We start from the raw sequence: 21505 nt of genomic DNA, 5'->3' as shown, positions 1-21505 counted from the left end.
GCGATCCTTATTGTCGGCGGGTCAGCTCCCGCTGAATATGATCCAGCAGAATATCGATGTTAATCGGCTTACGCAAAAATGCAGCGGCGCCCAGACTGAGTGCATACCGCTGCATATTTTCATCAGCATGGCCGGAGATAAACAGTATTGGCGGTGGCGGCATGGCCAGCAACCGCAGCTTCTCAAACAGCTCGATGCCGTTCATGCCGCGTAGCTTGATGTCGGTGATCACCAGCGACGCGCCGGACAGGGCGAGAGGGTGGCTCAAAAACACCTCTGCCGAATCGAAGGTATCGGTAGCATACCCTTCCGATTGCAGCAGGTTACTGAGCCCGCTGCGAACAGAGCGTTCGTCATCAATGATGGCAATGCGCCACGGCAGCGTCATGCTGTCTTTCCTCAAACAAATCGTTACGCGTCGCGGCTTTCCTTCGCGGGCGCTGGGGGCGCGGTACCGCTGATCTTCGGTACGCATTCATGACGAAACCAGGCCAGGGTCAACGGTTCGCGGCTCACCAGACGCCGTCCGATGGGGATCAGCTGTTCACCCACCAGCATGCCGAACAGGCCAAGCAGCGCGACGACCGGCGGCGCCGGGGAATGCACGTCGAGCAGGGCGTAAAGTACCCCAGCCGCGACCCCGCACACCAGCGAAATAATCCAGGCCTTCATGATGACGCTCCGGACAGGTGCTGAACGTGGGGAACCGTCACCTGCACGCCCGCGGGATTGTCGCGGGATAAAAGATGACGCATCGCCTGTTCCCCCGCCAGCATCCCCAGCAGGCCAATCAGCGCCAGCGCGGGCGGCGCGGGGGAACGCACCTTCAGCACGGCATACATCAGGCCAATCAACACGCCTGCCGCGAGGGATATCAACCCTGTACTCATTGTGAACTCCAGAGAAAAAGGCAGCGGCGAGCCGGATGAGGGACCAGCCCGCCAGCGGGACTTAGCGTGCCGGAACCGGCGCTAAGGTGCGGTGCTCGCTCTTCTGACGAGACGGCGCTTTGTGCACCATGGTGTAGGCGTAATCCACACCCATTCCGTAGGCGCCGGAGTGCTCGCGCACGATATCCATCACCGCGGTGTAGGTCTCTTTGCGCGCCCAGTCACGCTGCCACTCCAGCATCACCTGCTGCCAGGTCACCGGGATCACGCCCGCCTGGATCATGCGCTGCATCGCGAAGTCGTGGGCTTCTTTGGAGGTGCCGCCGGAGGCGTCTGCCACCATATAAATTTCGTAGTCGCCTTCCAGCATCGCGCACAGGGCAAAGCTGTTATTGCACACTTCGGTCCACAGGCCCGCGACAACCACCTTCTTCTTGCCGTTGGTCTTCAGCGCGTCGCGCACCTTCTGGTCGTCCCAGGAGTTCATGGAGGTACGCTCCAGAATGTCCTGGCCCGGGAACACGTCCAGCAGCTCCGGATAGGTATTGCCGGAGAAGCTTTCGGTCTCAACGGTGGTGATGATGGTTGGGATGTTGAACACCTTAGCCGCTTTCGCCAGCGCCACGGTGTTGTTTTTCAGCACCTGGCGGTCAATAGACTGCACGCCGAACGCCATCTGTGGCTGGTGATCGATGAAGATGATCTGACAGTTGGCAGGGGTTAAGACTTCGAGCTTAGAAGTGGTCATAAGATTATCCAGTGAGGTTAAAGGTTAAAATCGCCGCGAACAGCACGCCGATAAAATCGCGTTCATCCTATGACCCACAGCGCTGTGGTGTAATTATCTCTTCGTATAGTTAACCTTAGGTATAGTTATACTTTGGTATACCTATCCTATTGTATAACTGGATCTTTGCCGAAACCGGTTCCCATAATCCTGACCATTCCCCTCTTAGTCTGGAGCTATTATGGTTACCCTCGGTAAAGCCGATCTCATTCTGGTTAACGGCCAGTTTCACACCGTCGATCGCGAGAATCCTGTCGCGGAAGCCGTTGCCGTGCGCGACGGAAAATTTCTGGAAGTGGGTACCGTCGCCGAGGTGATGCAACACCACTGCGACGGCACTAAGGTGGTCGACTTAAAAGGCCACACCGCCATCCCCGGCCTGAACGACTCGCACCTGCATCTGATCCGCGGCGGGCTGAACTACAACCTCGAGCTGCGCTGGGAAGGCGTGCCGTCCCTGGCCGACGCCCTGCGGATGCTAAAAGAGCAGGCCCTGCGCACGCCGTCGCCCCAGTGGGTGCGCGTGGTGGGCGGCTGGAGCGAGTTCCAGTTCGCCGAGCGCCGCATGCCGACCCTGGACGAAATTAACGACGCCGCGCCTGACACCCCGGTGTTTATCCTCCACCTGTACGACCGCGCCCTGCTCAACCGCGCCGCGCTGAAGGTGGTCGGCTACACCAAAGACACGCCAAACCCGCCGGGCGGGGAGATCCAGCGCGACGCCAACGGCAACCCGACCGGAATGCTTATTGCCCGTCCGAACGCCATGATTTTGTACGCCACGCTGGCGAAAGGGCCGAAGCTGCCGCTGGAGCAGCAGATTAACTCCACGCGCCAGTTCATGCGCGAGCTGAACCGTCTGGGGCTGACCAGCGCCATCGACGCGGGCGGCGGCTTCCAGAACTACCCGGAAGATTACGAGGTGATTGCCGAGCTGCACGAGAAAAAGCAGATGACCATCCGCATCGCCTACAACCTGTTTACCCAGCGTCCGGGCCACGAGCTGGAAGACTTTGAAAAATGGACCGACATGCTGACGCCGGGCCAGGGCAGCGATTTCTTCCGCCACAACGGCGCGGGCGAGATGCTGGTCTTCTCCGCCGCCGATTTTGAAGACTTCCTCGAGCCGCGCCCGGATCTCGCACCGGGCATGGAGGACGAGCTGGAGCGCGTAGTGCGCCATCTGGTGGAGCACCGCTGGCCGTTCCGCCTGCACGCCACTTACAACGAATCCATCAGCCGCATGCTGGACGTGTTCGAGAAGGTGAACCGTGACATTCCGTTCAACGGGCTGCACTGGTTCTTCGACCACGCCGAAACCGTGTCGCAGGCCAACATTGACCGCATCAAAGCACTCGGCGGCGGCATTGCCGTCCAGCACCGCATGGCCTTCCAGGGCGAGTACTTTGCCGAGCGCTACGGCATCGAAGCCACCCGCCACACGCCGCCGGTGGCGAAAATGCTCGAGACCGGCGTGCCGGTGGGCCTGGGAACGGACGCCACCCGCGTGGCGAGCTATAACCCATGGACCGCGCTCTACTGGCTGGTCTCCGGCCGCACCGTTGGCGGGATGCAGATGTACGATCACAGCGCCCGTCTGGATCGCGATACCGCCCTGATGCTCTGGACCCAGGGCAGCGCGTGGTTCTCCAGCGAGCAGAACCAGAAGGGGCAGATCAAAGCGGGCCAGCTCGCGGATCTGGCGGTGCTCAGCAAAGATTACTTCCGCGTGCCGGAGGAGGAGATCAAGGGCATTGAGTCCGTCCTCACCGTGGTGAACGGCGATATCGTCTATGCCGCAGGCGCTTTTGGCCCACTCGCGCCGCCCGCCATTCCGGTCCTGCCCGAGTGGTCCCCGGTGGTGAAGGTGCCGGGCCACTACCGCAGCGCGCCGCCGCAGGCCGCACGCGTGGGTATGAGTGTGGCTCACCACTGTAGCGGCCCGTGCGGGGTTCACAACCACCAGCATGACTTTGCCCGCACGTCAGAGATGCCGGTATCCGACGATAACGCTTTCTGGGGGGCGCTGGGTTGCAGCTGCTTTGCATTCTGATGAAACAAAATGACGCTTCGCCCCGGATCGATCCGGGGCTGTTCTTTCTGCGCCTGACCGGCAGTCTGTTGCTGCTTTACGTGCACGGCCTGCCGAAGGTGCTGCACTTCAGCGAAGAGCTGACGCGCATTGAAGATCCGTTCGGCTTCGGGCCTTACGCCAGCCTGATCCCGGCGATCGTCGCCGAGGTGATCTGCCCGCTGTTTATCATTGCGGGGATTTACACCCGCCTGGCGTGCCTGCCGATTATCGCCGTGCTGCTGGTGGCGATGCTGGCGGTCCACCCGAACTGGTCGATTGCCGAGGGGCAGTTTGGCTGGCTGCTGCTGATTATCTTCACCACCCTCGCCCTTACCGGGCCGGGCCAGTGGCGAATGCAGCGTAAAACAACGGAGAGGTTCGCATGACCCAGGTAAACGACGTTCGCGACGCACACGTCGAGACGACGCCCGCGGTTTCACCCTGGCAGCCGCTGAGCCAACCGGTGTTCCGCATGCTGTGGATCGCCACGGTGGTCTCTAACGTCGGCTCATGGATGAGCGACGTCGGTATCAACTGGAGCATGCTGACGCTCAGCGCCGATCCGCTGGATATCGCGCTGGTGCAGGCGGCGAGCAGCCTGCCGATGTTCCTTTTCGCCCTGCCGTCCGGGGTGATGGCGGACATCGTTGATCGACGTAAATACCTGCTCTTCTCCCAGCTGTGGGTGTTCATTGCCGCCGCCGGGCTGACGCTGCTCTCTTTTACCGGACACGTCACCCCCACCGTTCTGCTGGCGGCGACGTTTCTGCTGAGCGTGGGTGCGGCCATGAGTTCGCCGCCGTTTCAGGCGATTGTCCCTGACCTGGTGAGCAAGCCCGAGCTGGGTTCCGCCGTGGCGCTTAACTCGCTCGGGGTCAATATCAGCCGGGCAATTGGCCCTGCGCTGGGCGGTTTTCTACTGTCGCTTGCCGGGCCGTGGATGGTGTTTGCCCTGAACGCGCTGTCCGTGATGGGCGTGGCGTGGGTGCTGTGGCGCTGGCGTCCGGCACCGTCCGTGCAGCGTTTGCCACCGGAGCACTTCTTCTCTGCGGTGCGCTCCGGGATTCGCTACGTGCACGCCGCGCCGGTGCTGCGCAACGTGCTGGTGCGCACCGTGGCCTTTTTTGTTTTCGGCAGCGCGGGCTGGGCATTGCTGCCGCTGGTGGCGCGCCGCGAGCTGGGCTTAGGCCCGGCGGGCTACGGCGTGATGCTGGCGTGTATCGGCCTTGGCGCCATTGCCGGGGCCATCCTGCTGCCGCGTCTGCGCCAGCGGCTGAACGCCGATCGGCTGATGGTGGCCGCCAGCCTGACGTTTGCGATCACCATGCTGGCGCTGGCATTTGTACGTCACTTTTGGCTGCTAAACTTGTTTGAGTTCTTTACCGGCTTCGCGTGGATTGCGGTGCTCTCCACCCTCAACCTTGGCGCGCAGCGCAGCGCCGCACGCTGGGTAAAAGCCCGGGCGCTGGCGGTGTATCTGACGGTCTTTTTCGGTTCGATGACCGCAGGCAGCGCCGTCTGGGGCCAGATCGCCTCGCAGTTCGGCACTCCGGCTTCGCTGGTTGTCGCCACGCTGGGGATGGTGCTGGCGAGCATGACGGTGTTCCGCTGGAAGCTGGAGAAAGATCCGGATTTAAATCTCGACCTGAGCGGGCAGCCGCTGGACGGGGTGGAGATTGAACTCCCGAACGAGCGTGGCCCGGTGCTGGTCTCGCATGAGTACATCATCGACCCGCAGAACGCGAAAGCGTTTTTGCAGGCCGTGCACGAGCTACGCCGGGTGCGCCGCCGCGCCGGGGCGATGAGCTGGGCGGTGTACGAAGATATTGAACGTCCGGGTCTGTTTATCGAAACCTTCCTGATGGGTTCCTGGATCGAGCATCTGCGCCAGCAGGAGCGCCACACCATGAATGACCTCCTGTTGCAGAGCCGCGTTCTGGCTTTTCATCAGGGCACAACATCACCGGCAATTCGTTATCTGGTCGCGCCGGTCTGAACATAACAATCACCTGTAGAGGAACACACTATGGCAACGTTTAAGGCAAAAGATGGTACGCAGATTTATTACAAAGACTGCGGCGCGGGCAAACCGGTTCTTTTCAGCCACGGCTGGCCGCTGGATGGGGATATGTGGGACAGCCAGCTGAACCACCTGGCCGAGCGCGGCTACCGCACCATCGCCTTTGACCGTCGCGGGTTTGGACGTTCAGATCAGCCGTGGAACGGCTATGACTACGATACCTTTGCATCCGACATTAACGACCTGATCACCACGCTGGATCTGCGCGACGTGACGCTGGTGGGCTTCTCCATGGGCGGCGGCGACGTGACGCGCTACATCAACAATTACGGCAGCGAACGCGTGGCCGGTCTTGCCCTGCTGGGCGCGGTAACGCCCATTTTCGGCAAATCCGAAAGCTACCCGGAAGGGGTCGATCAGAGCGTGTTCAGCGGGATTCGCGACGGACTGCGTAAAGATCGCGCTCAGTTCATCAGCGATTTCGCCACCCCATTCTACGGCACCAACGCCGGGCAGACCGTTTCTGCCGGTGCCCTGACGCAGACGCTGAACATCGCCCTGCTGGCGTCCCTGAAGGGCACCATCGACTGCGTAACCGCCTTCGCCGAAACCGACTTCCGCCCGGATATGGCGAAAATCGACGTGCCGACGCTGGTGATCCACGGCAGCAACGACCAGATCGTGCCGTTTGAAACGACCGGCAAGCTGGCGGCAGAGATGATCAAAAACGCCACGCTGAAAGTGTACGACAACGCGCCGCACGGCTTCGCGCTGACCCACCAGGACCAGCTCAACGAAGATCTGCTGGCGTTTGTGAAGTCGCTGTAAGTCATTACGCGAAGCCTGATGGCGCTTCGCTTATCAGGCCTACAAGGGCTGGTCCTGTAGGCCGGGTAAGGCGCAGCCGCCACCTGGCGCTTTCGCAGACGCATTCCGCTCCGCCAGCAGCCGACAAATCTCCGCATGCTTCTCTTCGGTAAAGGTAAAGCGCGACATAAACCCCATTCGGATCAGCGAGCCTATCGCCGGTAACAAACAAATCCCGAAGAACAGCCCCGCCAGCACGCTGTCGCTCTGGGCCTGCGCCTGCGGCACATAGTCGATCATCGTCAGAAACACGCCGATGAGCCCGCCGCCCACCGCCACCGACATCTTGCCGGTAAAGGTCTGCCCGGAGAAGGTGATAGCCGCGCAGCGCTTGTGGGTGTGATACTCCGCATACTCGATGGTGTCAGCAATCATCGACGAGGTGAGGATATTGGTCATCATCACGAACAGCGTGCTCAGGCCGAGCAGGATAAACAGCAACGCCGTGTGCTGATAGCCCGTGAACCACATCACCACGCGCACCGCCACGTCCAGCCCGCAAAGGATCATAAACAGCTTCCGCTTCTGCATCCGGCGGGTCAGCAGCGGGGCGACCAGGCACAGCACCGCCGCCACTATCCCCATCACGCCAATTGCCATTTGCAGGCTGCCGTCGCCCATATTGTTGATAAAGAAATAGATATAGAGACCGCCCGCCACGTTATGGAACACGCAGAAAAAGAACGACAGCAGGACAATAAACAGCGGCTTGTTCTGGCGCAGGTTGTGGAAGGTGTCGCGCATCGTCACCTTTTCCGGGCTCGGCGGCACGCGCTCTTTGATCTGCATAAAGCCGTTGAGCATCAACGGCAGGCCCACCAGCATCATCACCAGCGCCGCCATAAAGTAGCCTTTATCGTTGCTGTACTGGGCAAAGAACGCCGCCAGCTTCGGGAAGAAGATGTTAGCGCAGGCAATGCCCGCGTTCACCCCGAGCATCGCCGCCGTCACCGCGCGGGTGCGCTGGCCGGAGTCGTTGGTCATCACCGATGACATCGACCAGAACGGGATATCGGAGATGGCGTACAGCGTCCCCCACAGGATATACGTCACCCCGGCGTAGAGGATTTTGGTGGTCATATCCGCTTCGATTTTATAGAACGCCAGCAGGGTGACCCCGGTGATCAGCAGCGGGGCGATCAGTAAAAAGTGGCGAAACTTTCCGAACCGGCTGTTGATGGTGTCCATAATGCTGGCAAACAGCGGATCGTGAACCGCATCCCACGCACGGGCAATCAGGAAGATGGTACTTGCCGCCAGCGCCGAGATCCCCAGCACGTCGGTGTAAAAATAGTTAATAAACGAACCCACTAAACCAAAGCTAAAACACTGACCTAAACCATAGCCAAAGTAAGACCACAACTCGCGAGACGGTATTTTCATTGTCATTGCCATAGTGCGTACCTGGTTGCCCGGCGACAGCGCGCCGGGTCATTATTATTAGCCCTGCGGATTCGGGGCGATTTTGCGCAGCTTCTTCATCAGCGCGATTTCAGCGCGTGAGAACGGGATACCGTTCTCCTCAAACACGTCGTGGAACCACAGGCGGCAGTAGTCCGTGGACTCCTTCATCACTACCGGCCACGGCAGCCAGGTCTGGGTTTTACCGCGCACCAGCCCCCACTGATACGGCGCGACCTTCGCCATGTACATCAGCGGGAGCTGCTCTTCGATGGTGCCGCCCACGTGACGCGCCAGCCATTCGGTGCAGAAGATTGGGCGGCCCAGCGCCTGAAGCTGCTGGATAATCGCCGTCATGCGCCCGGTATTGGTATAGGCGTGGTAGCTCACCACATCTGACAGCGCCAGCGCGGTCTGGTCCAGCGGGTGCTGGTAAAACGTCTCGCCCTCTTCTTCCGCCGGCAGACGCCACGCGCAGACGGTGAGCGGCTGGGTTGGGTTTTCTTCACGCACCCACTGGAATGCGAGCTTCATAAGCTTATGTGCGCAGGTCTCCAGCTTCGCGTCGTACTGCACCTCCTGCGTGCCGGTGGCGAAAATGCCGCGGTTGCCCGGCTCGTTATACAGATCCCAGAGCAATACGCGCTTATCCTCGCGGAACTGGCGCACAACGTCGCGGATATAGCGCTCAATCTGTGGCCAGCAGTCGCGATCGCACACCTTATTGCGTCCCGGGCTCGCTGCCGCCTGGCTGTTGTGCTTGCCCGGTACGGGCGGCTTTTGCGGGCCGAGGTACGGCTCGTCGCCGGAGAACCCGCAGTCGTCCATCAGGGTCAGCATGGTGCTGAACCCATGACCGTCGGCAATCGTCAAAAAGCGGTCGATGCGCGCCATCAGCCCGTCGCGGTCGTGCTCCCAGACGATGAACGGCAGGTTGATGCGCAGGGTGTTATAGCCCGCGTCCGCCGCCCAGCCCAGCTCGCGGTCGATGGTGTCGGCATCGAAGGTCTCTTCCTGCCAAATATCGGTCCAGTTCACCGCCGTCGACGGCAGATAGTTAAACCCGCACAGCCAGCCTTTCTGCTGATACCACGCCTGTGCCTGCTCCCTGCTCCATTGCTCTTTCATTACGCATCCTCTTACTGATAATATTTAGCTAATAAATATTAGTCGCAGAATAAATGCGCAAATCGTGGCGCTCAGAAAAGCGATGCCTCTCACAAAGTTCACGCTTCGATGGATGAGAAACGTGATCGACGGCGCTAAAGCGTGCGGTTAGGGTATGATGCGAAATCGCGAAAGGGAGAGGACGGATGAAGCGAAAAACAAAAGTGACGATGAACGATATTGCGCGGGCAGCGGGCGTGTCGCAGGCGACGGTATCGCTGGTGCTTAACCAGTCCCGCAACATCAAGCTCAGCGACGACACCCGTCAGCGGGTGATCAACGTCGCCACCGAACTCGGCTATGACCGCCTCCCCGCCGTTCACGCTCCGCGCAACCAGGAGGAGATCGCCCTGCTGGTCAGCTCGTTGCAGAGCTTCGACCCGTTTATCGACGCCATCAGCCAGGCGCGGGAAGCAGCGTGGCGCAACGAGACCCTGCTCACCGTCTACGACTACGGCGACGACGTGAAGCTGGCCCTGAACATCATCTGCCAGCTGGACAAGCGCAACTGCATCGGGATTATCCTTGCCTCTCCGGTCACGAACGTCGTCGATATGACGGCATTCCAGGACTGCACCCGCATCCCGCTGGTGCTGCTCAACCAGCGCGACCCCGGCTCGCCGCTGCTGCCGTCGTTTATTCCAGACGACTACGCCAACGCTTTCCAGGTTACCAGACACCTCATCGCCTGCGGCGCCACGCGCATCGCCCACATCACCGGCGAGAGCTGGATGGAGGCCTCGCGCCAGCGTCTGGCGGGCTACCAGGCAGCATTACAGCAGGCCGGGCTGGCGTGCGACGACGGTCTGGTGCGCCAGACCAACTGGCAGTTCAGCGAGTCCTTTACCGCGACAGCTTCGCTGCTGGAACTGGCCGAGCGCCCGGACGCCATCTTCTGCGCCAGCGACTGGCTGGCGATCGGCTGCTACCAGGCGCTGGCGGTGAACGGCGTGCGCATTCCGCAGGATATGCTGCTGGCGGGCTACGACGACCAGAAGATTTCCGAGCAGCTCACCCCGCCGCTGACCAGCATCCAGTTGCCTTACAGCGAGCTGGGACGGCTGGCGGTGGAGTACCTGTGCAATCAGGAAGATGCCGCCACGCACGTGACGCTGGCGGGCAGGCTGAAGGTACGCGCCTCAAGCATCGGCGCCTGAGCCGCTTTACCCCTGCGTTTTTGCATGATAGGTTGATTCGATGAACACACGCTCCGCCGTACTCACCATTAAACGCTGGTGGCTGCCTTCTTAAAGGCGGCCCGGAGTTGTTTTCCCCATTTTCAGAGAGCCGCCGAAAGGCGGCTTTCACACATCCAGGACCCCTTTCGGCAATTGCACATTAAGGAGTCTTTATGAACGCACCAACCATCCTCACCGGCGATCGCCCAACCGGCCCGCTTCACCTCGGTCATTTCGTCGGATCGCTGCGCCAGCGCGTGGCGCTTCAGCAGACGCACAACCAGTTTGTGCTGATTGCTGACCTTCAGGGGCTGACCGACAACGGCAGCAACCCGCAGAAGATCCGCGACAACATCCCCGAAGTGCTGGCCGACTACCTCGCCGCGGGCATCGACCCGAACCTGACCACGATCTGCCTGCAATCCGCCCTGCCCGCCCTCGCCGAGCTGACGATGCTGTATATGAACATCGTCACCGTCGCCCGCGTGGAGCGTAACCCGACGGTGAAAAACGAGATTGTGCAGAAAAGCTTTGCCCGCTCGCTGCCGGTCGGGTTTATGGCCTACCCCATCAGCCAGGCGGCGGACATCACCGCGTTCAAGGCCGAGTGCGTGCCCGTCGGCGACGACCAGCTGCCGATGATTGAGCAGACCAACGAGATTGTGCACAAGATGAACAGCCTGCTGCCCGCCCCGGTGCTGCGCCGCTGCAAGGCGATGCTGAGCGACACCAGCCGCCTGCCCGGCATCGACGGCAGCGCCAAGATGTCGAAATCGCTCGGCAACACGCTGCACCTTTCGGCCAGCGAAGAGACGATTCACCGTGCGGTCAGCGCCATGTACACCGACCCGAACCACCTGAAGGTGAGCGACCCGGGGCAGATTGAGGGGAATGTGGTGTTTACGTACCTCGACGCGTTTCATCCGGACAAGGAGAAAGTGGCGGCGATGAAGGCGCATTATCAGGCGGGCGGGCTGGGCGACAGGGTGTGTAAGAACGAGCTGGAGGGGTGTTTGCAGGAACTGATTGCGCCAATGCGGGAGCGGAGGGCGATGTACATGCAGGATAAAGGGGAGCTGATGGCGATGCTGAAGCGCGGAACAGAACGGGCGCAGGGGGTGACGCAGGCGACGTTGAGGGAGGTGAAGGTGGGGCTGGGGGTGCCGGTGTTTTAAAATAACGTCATGCAGCGTATGTATTCAAATATTACATGCGCTGCATAATATTATTTATCGGCAATTCAGCGAATATTACATTTATAATTAACAGGAACCATTACTATCCCTTCTTTAAAAGATGACCAATATCAATCTGGATATTTATTTCGGATTTTATCCCGACTTATTAACCACTTTATGTATATTCGCCATACAGTCTAAAACCTAGCATTGCTGCATTTACTCTTCTGCCCCTACAAGGAATTGTCATGCAGCTTTATACCAATGAATTCACCGCTGAGTTAAAAGCGGAAATAGATCGTTCGCCTTTTTCTGATGAACAACTGGCCGCCATGCCTGAGGACGCGCGCGCCATTATTGCCGAACAGGAAGCCTTTCATCGACAACATCCCGTCACCGCCATCTGGCGGATTGCCACGGCTGGCAGCCAGACCCGAATGGGCGGCATGGTACTTCCCGTCGATCGTTAAGCCATAATGCTCATGGACGATGGGAGTTACACCAGCCCGATTGTCGAAGGAGACTGTGTGGCCTATCCGGATGGAACGCTCGCCACGATTATGACCTCATCAGGAACCGCGTTTACGTGGAAAGGACACGGCGTTGCCCTGGTAGGTAGCCTGCTTGATAACGATGACGAGATTATCAGCACACCGCTCGGCAGTACTTATCTGGTCACCCGCGAAGGTATTCCACCTCAAGAGGATTTCTTAACCTGGCCCGGAGAATAGGCCATGGGCTACCGATCCACGAACTACGGCCGCGGTCAGGCACTGCACGGCGACAGAACGACTACCGGCGCAATATGCTGTAGCACCCTGCCCAACTGCACCGAACACGGTCGCGGCGTTATCCGCGTTGGCGATAAAACTACGGCATGCCCTAAATGCGGCAAACAGGGCGTTGTTGCAGACGGCGAACCTCGCGTTAACTGGATGGGGCAAGCCTCAGCCGTCGATGGTTCTGTCGTCATTTGTGGCTGCCCGCACGAAACCAACCGCGTGATCGCCCCATCGGGAGAGTGGCTCAGCTCCGGTCCCTCTCCTGAACAGATCGCACAGGAAAAGCATCAGACCATGCTCGCAGCACGCCGAAAAGAGGAAGAGGACGAAGCACAGCGACAAACAGAAGAACGCGATCGCAACCGGGTCTTTGCGAAATCCTGCCTGCGCGGTGAAGGATGTAACGATGCAGGCACCGAAAGTGAGCCGCACACCAACTTCACCGAGATGGCGTTTTACCAGGCCATACCCAACAATGCCCCGCAACACGCCCAGGCGGCAAAGCGTAAGGCGATCCCAAAACCAAAGCAACGCAGCGCGCTTTATCTCTGGTGGAATGGACATCACGAGGAGATGGACTATCAGGCTGCCGTTGCAGCCGAAGAAAGGGCCTGGACCGCGCGGAACGCGATAGCCGATGCCAGCGAACTCGTACTGGTTAGCGGGCGTACTGTCATTTCCGGCACATGGGCCGTGCGCGGCGCTGCACTTGGCGAGATAGCCACGGGAGGCCTTGGTGCACCTGTCGCAGGGCTGCTGATAGGGATGTATCCCGGCAAGCTAAACGACGGAGAGCAGGATTTTATCGACAGGATGCGCGCCGAGCAGATGCGGGAAGCCCCTACCCGCGTTCGCTTCACTTGGGAGAACGACGCCAGCGGTAACCCGACACCGCGCGGCTGGCATACGCCGCCGGGCAAAGACAGCGTGCGCGTTCGCAGGATGGAGTGGGATAGCCGACGCCAGGCTTACACCTTTACCACCGAAGAAGACCCCGGTATCACCATTATCTGGACACCGGACCGCACCGGAGAGAATAAGCCGTGGGATACGGGCAATCAGAACCCGGTACGGATACCGAACCCGGTTGTGGTTGATCCGCTGCCGGAGGATACGGCGATTGGTGTGACGACTAGCCCGACACCGGAAGAGAAGACGTTTGCGGATTATATTCTGATTCTGCCGGTGGGCGGGGTGCCGCCGATTTATGTCTATATCCGCCACAATCCCGGACAAGTCACAGGCAAGGGGCAGAAAATTAGGGGCATTTGGTTATTTGATGCGAATGCGGGTAATGGGTCTCCCATTCCGAGCCAGATAGCGGATCGGTTACGTGGGCAGACATTTACGGACTTTAACCAGTTTCGTAAGGCGTTTTGGCTGGAGGTGTCGAGGGATCCGGGACTGCTTGAGCAATTCAACCGAGGGAATATTGGTAATATCAAGGTAGGGAAAGCACCGTCACCACGAGAAAATGAGCAGGTAGGCGGTAAAGTGAAATATGAGATTCACCACATAAAACCTATAGTTGAGGGTGGTGAAGTCTACAACATTGATAATATGGGGATAGTGACCCCTAAACGTCATATTGAAATTCATCGAGGGGCATAAATTGAAAACGATAAGTGATTATACAGAATACGAGTTCCTTAATTTCGTAAGAAAATTGTTTGATGTCACTGCCACCACTGAAGCTGAAGATATAAAAAATATCCTCGAATTCAAACGATTGACTGAGCACCCTGATGGTTCCGATCTTATTTACTATCCACGAGAAGATAGAGAAGACAGCCCCGAAGGTGTAGTTCAGGAAGTAAAGGAGTGGCGTAGGGAAAATGGTAAATCCGGTTTCAAACCATAGCAAAGATAATCATGCTTTCTGGACCAGTACTCTACTTCGCACCTTATCGAATAGCGGGTGACTGTTAAGTTCCGGAAAGCCAATTGAAACTAACGAATACGGAATATTTTGTAAATGGAACCTACTCTCGCACAAGTTATTGAGGTCGTACGTGAGTCCTCTGGGATACATCGTAAACCTATTGATAGCAACACCTGGATTGAGGCCGATTTGCATATTTGCGGTATGGATGGCGAAGACCTACTGGAAGACTGCGAAGAAGCTTTTGGCGTTCAGCTTGCCACGGAAGAGGATGGCTATAGGAAAACGTTCTCTCTTGCTGATAACGAGTATCTGTTCACGGGTGAAGGTGTAGATTTTTTTGGCATCTGTAGGTTTATGCGCTGGGTGCGTGGCATACCCGAACCTGTGATACGCGATTTAACCGTTGGCGAACTTCACGCTGTGCTGGTTAAGGTTGTGAAAGAACAGGTAAAGCACGAGTGATTTTTACTTAAAACGGGCATGGGATGACATGCCCGTATCGTTTTATTGCTCCAGGAATATAAGGTAGGAAGCCAGAACTACTCAGGCATCGCTTGCCCGATTCCCCGCTTCACAACGGGTATATCGCCGGTATCATTCAGCGCCCCCGGAAACGTTTTTAACCACTGCGCAACTTTCTGCTTATTTATATTCACCACGCTCATCCCTTCCAGGCATCCCCATAATTCTCTTGTATGCTGTGGCGTAATCACAATGCAGTCTTTCATGGCGCGGATTTTCACGGGCATGCCGTTGATAAAGCCTGCGCGAGTTAACCATTCGCCGCCCAGAAGAAGGTATTTCATGTCTATGCGCGCATACAGTTCGCAGCAAGCTGCACTGTCCTGCGGCGTTTCCGCGCGAGGATGGACGGGGGCCGCGTTGGGCGGGTTGCCGTGAAGACGGCGGGCGCTGTTTTTGCGTACCAGCTCGCGGTTTTCAATCATGCCGGTGAAAGCGTCTGATTCTGTTTTGCAAACAGTAAACTCTGGCTTAAAATTCGTCGCAGCCATTTTCAACTCCTTTTCAGTTGTTGGTGGTTAGCGGTATGGGGGTGTTGCAGCACCTTCATATCGCGAATTCCTCGTTAAATATTCTTCGAGACTTCCTTTGCCGTTCGGCGTAATTTCTGGTGACCATTATACAGGGCTGAATATAAACACAGCAGTTTGGTGTAGGGGAAATTTGGAATTTGCGAGGGGGATTCAGGAAATGAAATCAGACGAACTGAAGCAAGATTCTAACGCAAGGTTTTGGTTCTAAATCACTGGAAAGCCTTTCGAGAAGAAAAAGCACAGCGAAGCACTCTTTTTTGTTTAGAGCTGCTGAAGGATGTTTTTTTTCTTCTCCGAGTCCAATTTCGGCCAAAGACGGACTAAAGAGGCCAGTTCATCATCTTCTGTGTAGAAGTATGCTACAGGCACTTCGAGAACTTTAGCGAGATGCCGAACGACTTCAATGCTTGCCTGGTGAACCCCTTTCTCGTAGCGGTTGATACGCGCGCTTGCTGCAAACTCATCTATGCCAGCCAAAATACCCAGGTTTTTTTGCGATAACGCCATGTCCAAGCGCACCTCTTTGAGGCGTCGACTGAAGAGCTGATTGTGGGAATTGGATGTTTTCATAACTACGATAATCGTAGTTAATGCCTAAGGAAGATACTACGTTTTACGTAGTGCAAACACTAGATTGATTTTCACGTAAGGATTTCACAAATCCTCGAGCACCCTCGCAAAACTACGTAAAACGTAGTTTTATGGATTCCAAAGAAGCTACGAATAACGTAGTGTCTGGTTCAGTCATCTTTTCTCAAGGGGGATATGAAGAATGGTTTGGTACAAAGCATGTGTTTTAGCGGTTCTCAAAAGGAAAGAGGTTTCGCTCGCCACCTTAGGTGTCAGCTCCTACACAACGATTAACGCTCTTGTGAGACCTTGGCACAAAGTAAACTTCTTCCATGCCAGAGCAATTGGTATCAATCCAGAGCTCATACGGCCACGTTGTTACTCCAAATCTTTGGCTCAAGGGGTTTACATTCAAGAAGAATCAAGCACAGCAAAGAGTTACGTCAAATCATACGTAAATCTTTAACAATTCGTGTCTTATCATCATAAAAATTTCGTTCTAAGAAATTTTTACGTAAAATATAACGTAATTGCGCCTTTAAAACAGGGACTAGAACATGGCTAACTTTGATGCAGATTATTGCTACTCTTTCCCCGCAGTGAGGGGCGTCCAGGCTGGACGACCATTCTATATCGCCACTTGCCCTATGCGCATCATTCCAAAGATCTTCAGCTTCGATGAGACAGACGTGCCACCGGAGCTGCGCGCTCAGCGTATCTTGAATAAATCACGCATCCCAGAGATGGTGCGTTACTTACTTGAAAACCCTAAAGATTACGTATTCTCTGCATTAACTGCATCCATTGCGGTCGATGTACAATTTGACGAGTTCGAAAACTCCAACAATCTTGGAACGCTTCGCGTACCAATGGATGCGCAAATTCTTATCAATGATGGTCAACATCGCCGTAAGGCTATCGAGGATGCCCTTTCTGAGCGTCCTGAATTAGGACAGGACAACATCCCCGTATTGTTCTTTGTTGATGAAGGTTTAAGGCGTAGTCAGCAGATGTTTGCTGACCTGAACAAATACGCAATCCGCCCTAGCCCATCTCTATCCGCGCTTTACGATCATCGCGACGTAAGCTCGAACCTTGCCCGCTATCTGGCCATGTCTATCGAGCCCTTTATTGGTCTTACTGAACTTGAGAAATCCAGTATCAGTTTGCTTTCCAATAAACTGTTCACGCTAAGCAGCATTAAACAGGCAACACGTGCCCTGCTTGGTAAAGACCCTAAAGTAGGCAGCATTGAGGACAATACGCATATCGCTACGCTATACTGGCAGGCTATTTTCAAAGTCATGCCAGACTGGCAGCTTGCTGCACGCAAAGAAGTATCTCCGGCGCAGCTCCGCCAGGATTATGTGCATGCCCACGGTATCGGTTTGCAGGCTTTGGGCCTTCTGGGCCGTTCACTACTGGCTGAAGAACCCGAACACTGGCAGGAAAAACTTACGGAGCTTAAAACCTTTGACTGGCGTAAAAGCAATCCTGAGATGATTAAGCGCGCAATGCAACATGGCAAATTGAGCAAAACCGGTACCGCCATTCAGCTCACGTGCAACGCTTTAAAAATAGCGCTGTCTCTCCCCCTTTCTCCTGAAGAACAAGAGCTTGAAGCTCAGATGGTTGTATCATGAGTACATTAACTCAGGCCTATGATCTGGCCGACTATGAAGATTTCATAAACGAAGAGCAATTTGCTGGGCGTACTCTCGCTGATTTTGTCTCTGAAGTTCAGCGCGTCTACTGCGCAGATAAACGCCCTTGGGTAATTGGCTACAGTGGTGGCAAAGACTCTTCGGCAGTTATTACCCTTGTTTACCTGGCATTGATGGGTCTTCCGCCGGAAATGCGTACGAAGGATGTGTTTGTCGTTTCCTCAGACACGCTCGTAGAAACGCCGGTTGTAGTAGACCTCATCAAAAAAACGATGCTCCAGATTGAAGCTGGCGCTAAACGCGACGGCTTACCGATAACACAACATGCTGTAACGCCAAAAACCAACGAGACATTCTGGGTAAACCTGCTTGGTAAAGGCTATCCAGCGCCTACCCGTAGTTTCCGTTGGTGTACAGAACGAATGAAAATCAACCCGGTAAGTGACTTTATCAAAGATAAGGTCAGCCAGTTTGATGAAGTTATCGTCGTTCTTGGATCGCGCAGCAGTGAAAGTGCATCACGTGCTCAGGTTATTGCAAAGCATAAGATTGACGGCTCGCGCCTTGCACGCCATACCACCCTTTCGAATGCCTTCATTTACACCCCGATTGATACCTGGGATGTTGAAGACGTATGGAAATTACTGCGTGGTGCATTCAGATATGCGCCTGATGATATTGACGAGTGGGAAAGCCCTTGGGGGGGTAATAACCGCCCGCTGTGGACTCTTTATATGGATTCCTCAGCTCAGGGTGAATGCCCACTAGTTATTGATGACAGCACGCCTTCCTGCGGTAACTCACGCTTTGGTTGCTGGACATGTACTGTCGTCACAAAAGATAAAGCGATGGAAAGCTTAATCCAGAACGGTGAAGAGTGGATGTCGCCACTTCTGAAATTCCGCGATCTGTTGGCTTTCACAACCGATCCAGTAAACAAAGATACCTACCGCAACTATAAGCGACGCACAGGTAAAGTGAGCTACCAGTATGCGAAGGATGGCGAAGAACTTACCGCTGAACGTAAACATGTTCCAGGCCCATACTGGCTTAAGTATCGGCAAGAATGGTTGAAAGATTTGCTGACGATTCAGCGTGATATGAACGCCCAAGGTCATACAATTACATTAATCACAGAACCAGAACTGCATGCTATACGCCAGCAATGGTTAAAGGATCCCAACGAGCCTGACTGGTACGACACATTACCGGGCATTTATCGCGAGGTTTATGGCGAGGATTTGGACTGGGTTATAGACGATCAATCACGTTTCGACGCCAGCGATGCCGAACTTCTTGAGCAAATTGCCCAAGGATTTGATGTTGTACCTGAAATGGTAATGAAATTGATCGAGCTTGAAGTTTCGATGGAAGGCCTTAGCCGCCGCCAGGGGATCTTCGACAAGCTAGGGACGATCCTCAAGCAAGACTGGGGAAGTCTTGAAGAGATAAAACAACAGCAGGAAGCTTTGCAGAAACGTAATGAGCGTGATGTTCATCAGGAAGAAGTGGCAAGCATAGAAGCTGAACTGCAGATGCTGCAGCAGAGAATTGCCGAAGTCAGCGAACCAAGCCTGCATACCAGTGAGGAAAAAGAACGTGTTAATTAAACAGCTGGTACTGCGTAATTATAGGGTTTTCAATGGAACGCATGTTATCGATCTGGCCCCTAAAAAACGACAGAACGACGATAACCCCCGCCCTATCGTTTTGTTCGGTGGGTTAAACGGTGCAGGTAAGACATCAATACTTTCTGCTATCCGCCTGGCCCTTTACGGAAGGCTTGCATTTGGTGCAACAACTCAGCAGCAAGAGTATGTGGAAGAGCTTAGCGCTCTGGTGCACAACGGCTCAACTTTGGGTGAACAACCCGATGAGGCTTCAGTCGAGCTTATTTTTACCTACAATAAAGGTGGCCAAGAGGCTGAATTTACCGTTACCCGCACCTGGCAAAAAGGTAAGCGAGACAAATTATCCTTACAGCAGGATGGCAAACTCATTGAAGGACTTGGCTATGATCAATGCCAGGGTTTCTTAAATGAGCTTATCCCCCACGGCATAGCAGACCTGTTCTTCTTCGATGGTGAAAAAATTGCGGAGCTTGCTGAGGACGAATCGGGAAATATCCTCCGTACGGCTGTGCGTCGTCTGCTGGGCCTGGATCTAATCGAGAAGCTCCGGAACGATTTAACGATTTTCGTTAAACGCCAGCAATCAGGTCAACTGGCTGAATCTCAGCAGCAGAAACTACTTGAACTTGAGAAACAGATTAAAGAATTTGCCTTTAAGACCGAGCAAATTCTTGAAAAGGCTGATTTCGCTAAATCGCGTATTGATCTGATCTCCAAGGAAATTGTGCAGAACGAGACCCTTCTAAATGCGCAAGGAGGGGCTTTTGCTCAAACAAAAACCCAGGAGAAACAGAAGGTCGAGACGCTTTTAAAAGAAAAAGATCGTCTGGAAAAAGCGCTTCGTCATGAGTGTGATAGCTCATTACCGTATGCTTTAGCACCAAAGACTCTAGGTCTTTTGCTAGAACAGATTAGTGCTGAGACACGAATAAAACAGGCAAATAGCTTCGAGAAGGAATTGAATCAATTTCTTACGCAACTCAAAAGCGACATTTCGTTCCGCTCAGGAAGCACAGGGAAAATTGCTGCTGAAGCAATAGAAGATAACCTTAAAACGTATCTTGCTGATAAGCCAAAAGGTGAATTGCTGTTTGACATATCTGAACGTGAAGCCGGGATGATTCAGCAGTCCATCGAACAGGATAGTAAAAAAGCCTGGCAACGTTTTGACCTTTATCGTAACCAGCTGGCAGAGGTAGAAGAACAGCTAGAGCAAGCCGCCGCAAACATCGCCCGAGCGCCGGAAGATGATCAGCTAATGGATATTTTTGAAAGACTCCGAGAACTGGATCGCCAACGTGAAGCTAAGCGGCAGGAGTATCGCTCATTGCTTGAAGAAGCAAAAAATACCAAACAACAGCAACTTGATTGCGCTCGGCAGATTCAAAAGGCTCACGACGCAGCGCACAACCAGCACAGCTTTAATAGCGCGTACAATAATGCACAAGAGACAATCTGCTTGCTTGATCGCTACAGTGAACTGTTAACGCAGGCGCGAGTAAAAACCCTCTCAGCTAACTTTGAAGTTGCGTACCGTAAGTTAGCCAGGAAAGAAGACTTGCAGCTGAATGCGCATATCAATCCAGAAACATTTGATGTTGAACTGGTGGATGAGAACAACAAAGTTATCAATCGTAAACTACTCTCCGCTGGAGAGAAGCAAATTTATGCGATAGCGATTCTTGAAGCGCTGGCTAAAACATCCGGGCGAGATCTACCTGTCATTATAGATACTCCTCTAGGACGCTTAGATTCTCAGCATAGAGATAAACTTATTAATCATTATTTCCCATATGCAAGTCATCAGGTCGTGTTGCTCTCGACTGATACAGAAGTGGATGAAAAGTATTTTGTGGATCAACTTAGAGATGATATTTCTCATGCATATGAAATCGTATTTAATGCTCGAACAAAATCATCTGCACTAAAACCAGGCTACTTCTGGGAATTAACTAAGGAGGCAGTATAATGCTCCCGAATAGAATGCAACTAAGTCGTCAGACAGAAGAACAATTAAAAAAACTGAAAGGTTATACTGGTATAACACCAAATATATCTGCAAGATTGGCATTTTTTCGATCTGTAGAAAGTGATTTCCGTTACACTAGCACCTATTCCAACAAAAAGCTTGATGGTTCTCTAGTTCTAGATAAAATTACTTGGCTTGGAGAAACATTACTGCTAACAGAGCTTGTCCTTACAATGCTTTATCCTAAGTTAGATAAAAAAGATTATATCAAAGCTTGGGCTGCTCATGTGGAAGATGGAATTTCGAGCTTAAGAAATCATAGAAGTCTAAAAGAGTTTTCAAGAAGTATTTAAAATAGAAGCCACCTCTAATGAGGTGGCTTGCATA

At 54.7% G+C, this 21505-nt stretch carries 24 protein-coding genes; 16 read left to right on the top strand and 8 right to left on the bottom strand.

The window, feature by feature from the left end; genetic code table 11:
- Window positions 1–7: 7 nt before the first annotated feature.
- The 4 genes from FZF21_RS02790 to FZF21_RS02775 form a co-directional block, all read right to left on the bottom strand.
- Window positions 8–388 carry a response regulator gene (locus tag FZF21_RS02790; RefSeq protein ID WP_023295862.1) on the bottom strand — a complete coding sequence of 127 codons (381 nt, stop codon included), beginning with the start codon at window positions 386–388 and terminating at the stop codon, window positions 8–10.
- A gap of 23 nt (window positions 389–411) precedes the next feature.
- Window positions 412–672: a XapX domain-containing protein gene (locus FZF21_RS02785; protein ID WP_003863056.1), complete on the bottom strand. Its 261-nt coding sequence runs from the start codon at window positions 670–672 to the stop codon at window positions 412–414.
- Window positions 669–890: a DUF1427 family protein gene (locus FZF21_RS02780; protein WP_017383875.1), complete on the bottom strand. Its 222-nt coding sequence runs from the start codon at window positions 888–890 to the stop codon at window positions 669–671. Before FZF21_RS02780 ends, FZF21_RS02785 begins: the two co-directional genes overlap by 4 nt.
- Before the next feature lie 61 nt (window positions 891–951).
- A complete protein-coding gene (locus FZF21_RS02775) occupies window positions 952–1638 on the bottom strand; it encodes a hydrolase (RefSeq protein ID WP_015572562.1) in 687 nt (228 codons plus the stop codon).
- 220 nt (window positions 1639–1858) lie between these two features.
- Here FZF21_RS02775 and FZF21_RS02770 point away from each other — a divergent pair, with 220 nt between their 5' ends.
- The 4 genes from FZF21_RS02770 to FZF21_RS02755 are packed head-to-tail and all read left to right on the top strand — an operon-like array spanning window position 1859 to window position 6599.
- Window positions 1859–3730: an amidohydrolase gene (locus FZF21_RS02770; RefSeq protein WP_045141653.1), complete on the top strand. Its 1872-nt coding sequence runs from the start codon at window positions 1859–1861 to the stop codon at window positions 3728–3730.
- The gene (locus tag FZF21_RS02765; protein ID WP_039271837.1) at window positions 3730–4137 is read left to right on the top strand and encodes a DoxX family protein; all 408 of its coding nucleotides are present in this window, start codon (window positions 3730–3732) and stop codon (window positions 4135–4137) included. The genes FZF21_RS02770 and FZF21_RS02765 overlap by 1 nt, the downstream gene beginning before the upstream one ends.
- The gene (locus FZF21_RS02760) at window positions 4134–5747 is read left to right on the top strand and encodes an MFS transporter (RefSeq protein WP_032647119.1); all 1614 of its coding nucleotides are present in this window, start codon (window positions 4134–4136) and stop codon (window positions 5745–5747) included. Before FZF21_RS02765 ends, FZF21_RS02760 begins: the two co-directional genes overlap by 4 nt.
- 30 nt (window positions 5748–5777) lie before the next feature.
- Window positions 5778–6599: an alpha/beta hydrolase gene (locus FZF21_RS02755; RefSeq protein ID WP_023295858.1), complete on the top strand. Its 822-nt coding sequence runs from the start codon at window positions 5778–5780 to the stop codon at window positions 6597–6599.
- A gap of 39 nt (window positions 6600–6638) precedes the next feature.
- Here the strand turns inward: FZF21_RS02755 and FZF21_RS02750 are convergent, their stop codons facing one another.
- Window positions 6639–8033 (bottom strand): MFS transporter, encoded by a 1395-nt coding sequence (locus FZF21_RS02750; RefSeq protein WP_047637762.1) that lies wholly within the window; start codon window positions 8031–8033, stop codon window positions 6639–6641.
- 45 nt (window positions 8034–8078) lie between these two features.
- Complete coding sequence (locus tag FZF21_RS02745) at window positions 8079–9167, bottom strand: cellulase family glycosylhydrolase (RefSeq protein ID WP_149121084.1); 1089 nt, start codon at window positions 9165–9167, stop codon at window positions 8079–8081.
- A gap of 185 nt (window positions 9168–9352) precedes the next feature.
- Between FZF21_RS02745 and FZF21_RS02740 the strand changes: the two genes are divergently transcribed.
- The 7 genes from FZF21_RS02740 to FZF21_RS02715 all read left to right on the top strand — a co-directional run bounded on the left by FZF21_RS02740 (window position 9353) and on the right by FZF21_RS02715 (window position 14691).
- Entirely contained in the window at window positions 9353–10363 is a 1011-nt protein-coding gene (locus FZF21_RS02740) for a LacI family DNA-binding transcriptional regulator (RefSeq protein ID WP_149121085.1), read from the top strand.
- Between the two features lie 194 nt (window positions 10364–10557).
- Window positions 10558–11559 (top strand): tryptophan--tRNA ligase, encoded by a 1002-nt coding sequence (gene trpS / locus FZF21_RS02735; RefSeq protein ID WP_149121086.1) that lies wholly within the window; start codon window positions 10558–10560, stop codon window positions 11557–11559.
- A 251-nt stretch (window positions 11560–11810) separates the two neighbouring features.
- Window positions 11811–12032, top strand: a complete 222-nt coding sequence (locus FZF21_RS22165; RefSeq protein ID WP_244323625.1) for a hypothetical protein — start codon at window positions 11811–11813, stop codon at window positions 12030–12032.
- Between the two features lie 6 nt (window positions 12033–12038).
- A complete protein-coding gene (locus tag FZF21_RS22160; RefSeq protein ID WP_244323624.1) occupies window positions 12039–12293 on the top strand; it encodes a hypothetical protein in 255 nt (84 codons plus the stop codon).
- 3 nt (window positions 12294–12296) lie between these two features.
- Window positions 12297–13955, top strand: a complete 1659-nt coding sequence (locus FZF21_RS02725; protein WP_149121087.1) for an S-type pyocin domain-containing protein — start codon at window positions 12297–12299, stop codon at window positions 13953–13955.
- 1 nt (window position 13956) lies between these two features.
- A complete protein-coding gene (locus tag FZF21_RS02720; protein ID WP_077266469.1) occupies window positions 13957–14205 on the top strand; it encodes a bacteriocin immunity protein in 249 nt (82 codons plus the stop codon).
- Window positions 14206–14319: 114 nt separating this feature from the next.
- Window positions 14320–14691 carry a hypothetical protein gene (locus FZF21_RS02715; protein WP_058688930.1) on the top strand — a complete coding sequence of 124 codons (372 nt, stop codon included), beginning with the start codon at window positions 14320–14322 and terminating at the stop codon, window positions 14689–14691.
- A gap of 77 nt (window positions 14692–14768) precedes the next feature.
- On the opposite strand, the gene FZF21_RS02710 is transcribed toward FZF21_RS02715, so the two are convergent.
- On the bottom strand, window positions 14769–15242 hold the full coding sequence (locus FZF21_RS02710) for a SymE family type I addiction module toxin (RefSeq protein ID WP_149121088.1): 474 nt from the start codon (window positions 15240–15242) through the stop codon (window positions 14769–14771).
- A gap of 303 nt (window positions 15243–15545) precedes the next feature.
- The gene (locus tag FZF21_RS02705) at window positions 15546–15854 is read right to left on the bottom strand and encodes a helix-turn-helix transcriptional regulator (protein WP_071922641.1); all 309 of its coding nucleotides are present in this window, start codon (window positions 15852–15854) and stop codon (window positions 15546–15548) included.
- A gap of 202 nt (window positions 15855–16056) precedes the next feature.
- On the opposite strand from FZF21_RS02705, the gene FZF21_RS02700 reads away from it, so the two are divergent.
- The 5 genes from FZF21_RS02700 to dndE all read left to right on the top strand — a co-directional run bounded on the left by FZF21_RS02700 (window position 16057) and on the right by dndE (window position 21471).
- Window positions 16057–16320 carry a helix-turn-helix domain-containing protein gene (locus FZF21_RS02700; RefSeq protein ID WP_088208777.1) on the top strand — a complete coding sequence of 88 codons (264 nt, stop codon included), beginning with the start codon at window positions 16057–16059 and terminating at the stop codon, window positions 16318–16320.
- A gap of 91 nt (window positions 16321–16411) precedes the next feature.
- Complete coding sequence (gene dndB, locus FZF21_RS02695) at window positions 16412–17497, top strand: DNA sulfur modification protein DndB (RefSeq protein ID WP_149121089.1); 1086 nt, start codon at window positions 16412–16414, stop codon at window positions 17495–17497.
- On the top strand, window positions 17494–19128 hold the full coding sequence (gene dndC / locus FZF21_RS02690) for a DNA phosphorothioation system sulfurtransferase DndC (protein ID WP_149121090.1): 1635 nt from the start codon (window positions 17494–17496) through the stop codon (window positions 19126–19128). Before dndB ends, dndC begins: the two co-directional genes overlap by 4 nt.
- On the top strand, window positions 19118–21118 hold the full coding sequence (gene dndD, locus FZF21_RS02685) for a DNA sulfur modification protein DndD (protein WP_149121091.1): 2001 nt from the start codon (window positions 19118–19120) through the stop codon (window positions 21116–21118). Before dndC ends, dndD begins: the two co-directional genes overlap by 11 nt.
- Entirely contained in the window at window positions 21118–21471 is a 354-nt protein-coding gene (gene dndE / locus FZF21_RS02680) for a DNA sulfur modification protein DndE (protein WP_149121092.1), read from the top strand. Before dndD ends, dndE begins: the two co-directional genes overlap by 1 nt.
- Window positions 21472–21505 lie beyond the last annotated feature (34 nt).

Origin of the sequence: Enterobacter sp. LU1 (assembly GCF_008271405.2) — a bacterium.
GTDB classification, from domain to species: domain Bacteria; phylum Pseudomonadota; class Gammaproteobacteria; order Enterobacterales; family Enterobacteriaceae; genus Enterobacter; species Enterobacter hormaechei_C.
The sequence above is the reverse complement of the archived record's forward strand: the minus strand, read 5'-3'. Positions and strand labels throughout refer to the sequence as shown.

Bases quoted from the DNA above. Each gene is read 5' to 3' on its own strand.
- FZF21_RS02790 (WP_023295862.1), bottom strand. From the start codon at position 388: ATGACGCTGCCGTGGCGCATTGCCATCATTGATGACGAACGCTCTGTT.
- FZF21_RS02785 (WP_003863056.1), bottom strand. From the start codon at position 672: ATGAAGGCCTGGATTATTTCGCTGGTGTGCGGGGTCGCGGCTGGGGTA.
- FZF21_RS02780 (WP_017383875.1), bottom strand. From the start codon at position 890: ATGAGTACAGGGTTGATATCCCTCGCGGCAGGCGTGTTGATTGGCCTG.
- FZF21_RS02775 (WP_015572562.1), bottom strand. From the start codon at position 1,638: ATGACCACTTCTAAGCTCGAAGTCTTAACCCCTGCCAACTGTCAGATC.
- FZF21_RS02770 (WP_045141653.1), top strand. From the start codon at position 1,859: ATGGTTACCCTCGGTAAAGCCGATCTCATTCTGGTTAACGGCCAGTTT.
- FZF21_RS02765 (WP_039271837.1), top strand. From the start codon at position 3,730: ATGAAACAAAATGACGCTTCGCCCCGGATCGATCCGGGGCTGTTCTTT.
- FZF21_RS02760 (WP_032647119.1), top strand. From the start codon at position 4,134: ATGACCCAGGTAAACGACGTTCGCGACGCACACGTCGAGACGACGCCC.
- FZF21_RS02755 (WP_023295858.1), top strand. From the start codon at position 5,778: ATGGCAACGTTTAAGGCAAAAGATGGTACGCAGATTTATTACAAAGAC.
- FZF21_RS02750 (WP_047637762.1), bottom strand. From the start codon at position 8,033: ATGGCAATGACAATGAAAATACCGTCTCGCGAGTTGTGGTCTTACTTT.
- FZF21_RS02745 (WP_149121084.1), bottom strand. From the start codon at position 9,167: ATGAAAGAGCAATGGAGCAGGGAGCAGGCACAGGCGTGGTATCAGCAG.
- FZF21_RS02740 (WP_149121085.1), top strand. From the start codon at position 9,353: ATGAAGCGAAAAACAAAAGTGACGATGAACGATATTGCGCGGGCAGCG.
- trpS (WP_149121086.1), top strand. From the start codon at position 10,558: ATGAACGCACCAACCATCCTCACCGGCGATCGCCCAACCGGCCCGCTT.
- FZF21_RS22165 (WP_244323625.1), top strand. From the start codon at position 11,811: ATGCAGCTTTATACCAATGAATTCACCGCTGAGTTAAAAGCGGAAATA.
- FZF21_RS22160 (WP_244323624.1), top strand. From the start codon at position 12,039: ATGCTCATGGACGATGGGAGTTACACCAGCCCGATTGTCGAAGGAGAC.
- FZF21_RS02725 (WP_149121087.1), top strand. From the start codon at position 12,297: ATGGGCTACCGATCCACGAACTACGGCCGCGGTCAGGCACTGCACGGC.
- FZF21_RS02715 (WP_058688930.1), top strand. From the start codon at position 14,320: ATGGAACCTACTCTCGCACAAGTTATTGAGGTCGTACGTGAGTCCTCT.
- FZF21_RS02710 (WP_149121088.1), bottom strand. From the start codon at position 15,242: ATGGCTGCGACGAATTTTAAGCCAGAGTTTACTGTTTGCAAAACAGAA.
- FZF21_RS02705 (WP_071922641.1), bottom strand. From the start codon at position 15,854: ATGAAAACATCCAATTCCCACAATCAGCTCTTCAGTCGACGCCTCAAA.
- FZF21_RS02700 (WP_088208777.1), top strand. From the start codon at position 16,057: ATGGTTTGGTACAAAGCATGTGTTTTAGCGGTTCTCAAAAGGAAAGAG.
- dndB (WP_149121089.1), top strand. From the start codon at position 16,412: ATGGCTAACTTTGATGCAGATTATTGCTACTCTTTCCCCGCAGTGAGG.
- dndC (WP_149121090.1), top strand. From the start codon at position 17,494: ATGAGTACATTAACTCAGGCCTATGATCTGGCCGACTATGAAGATTTC.
- dndE (WP_149121092.1), top strand. From the start codon at position 21,118: ATGCTCCCGAATAGAATGCAACTAAGTCGTCAGACAGAAGAACAATTA.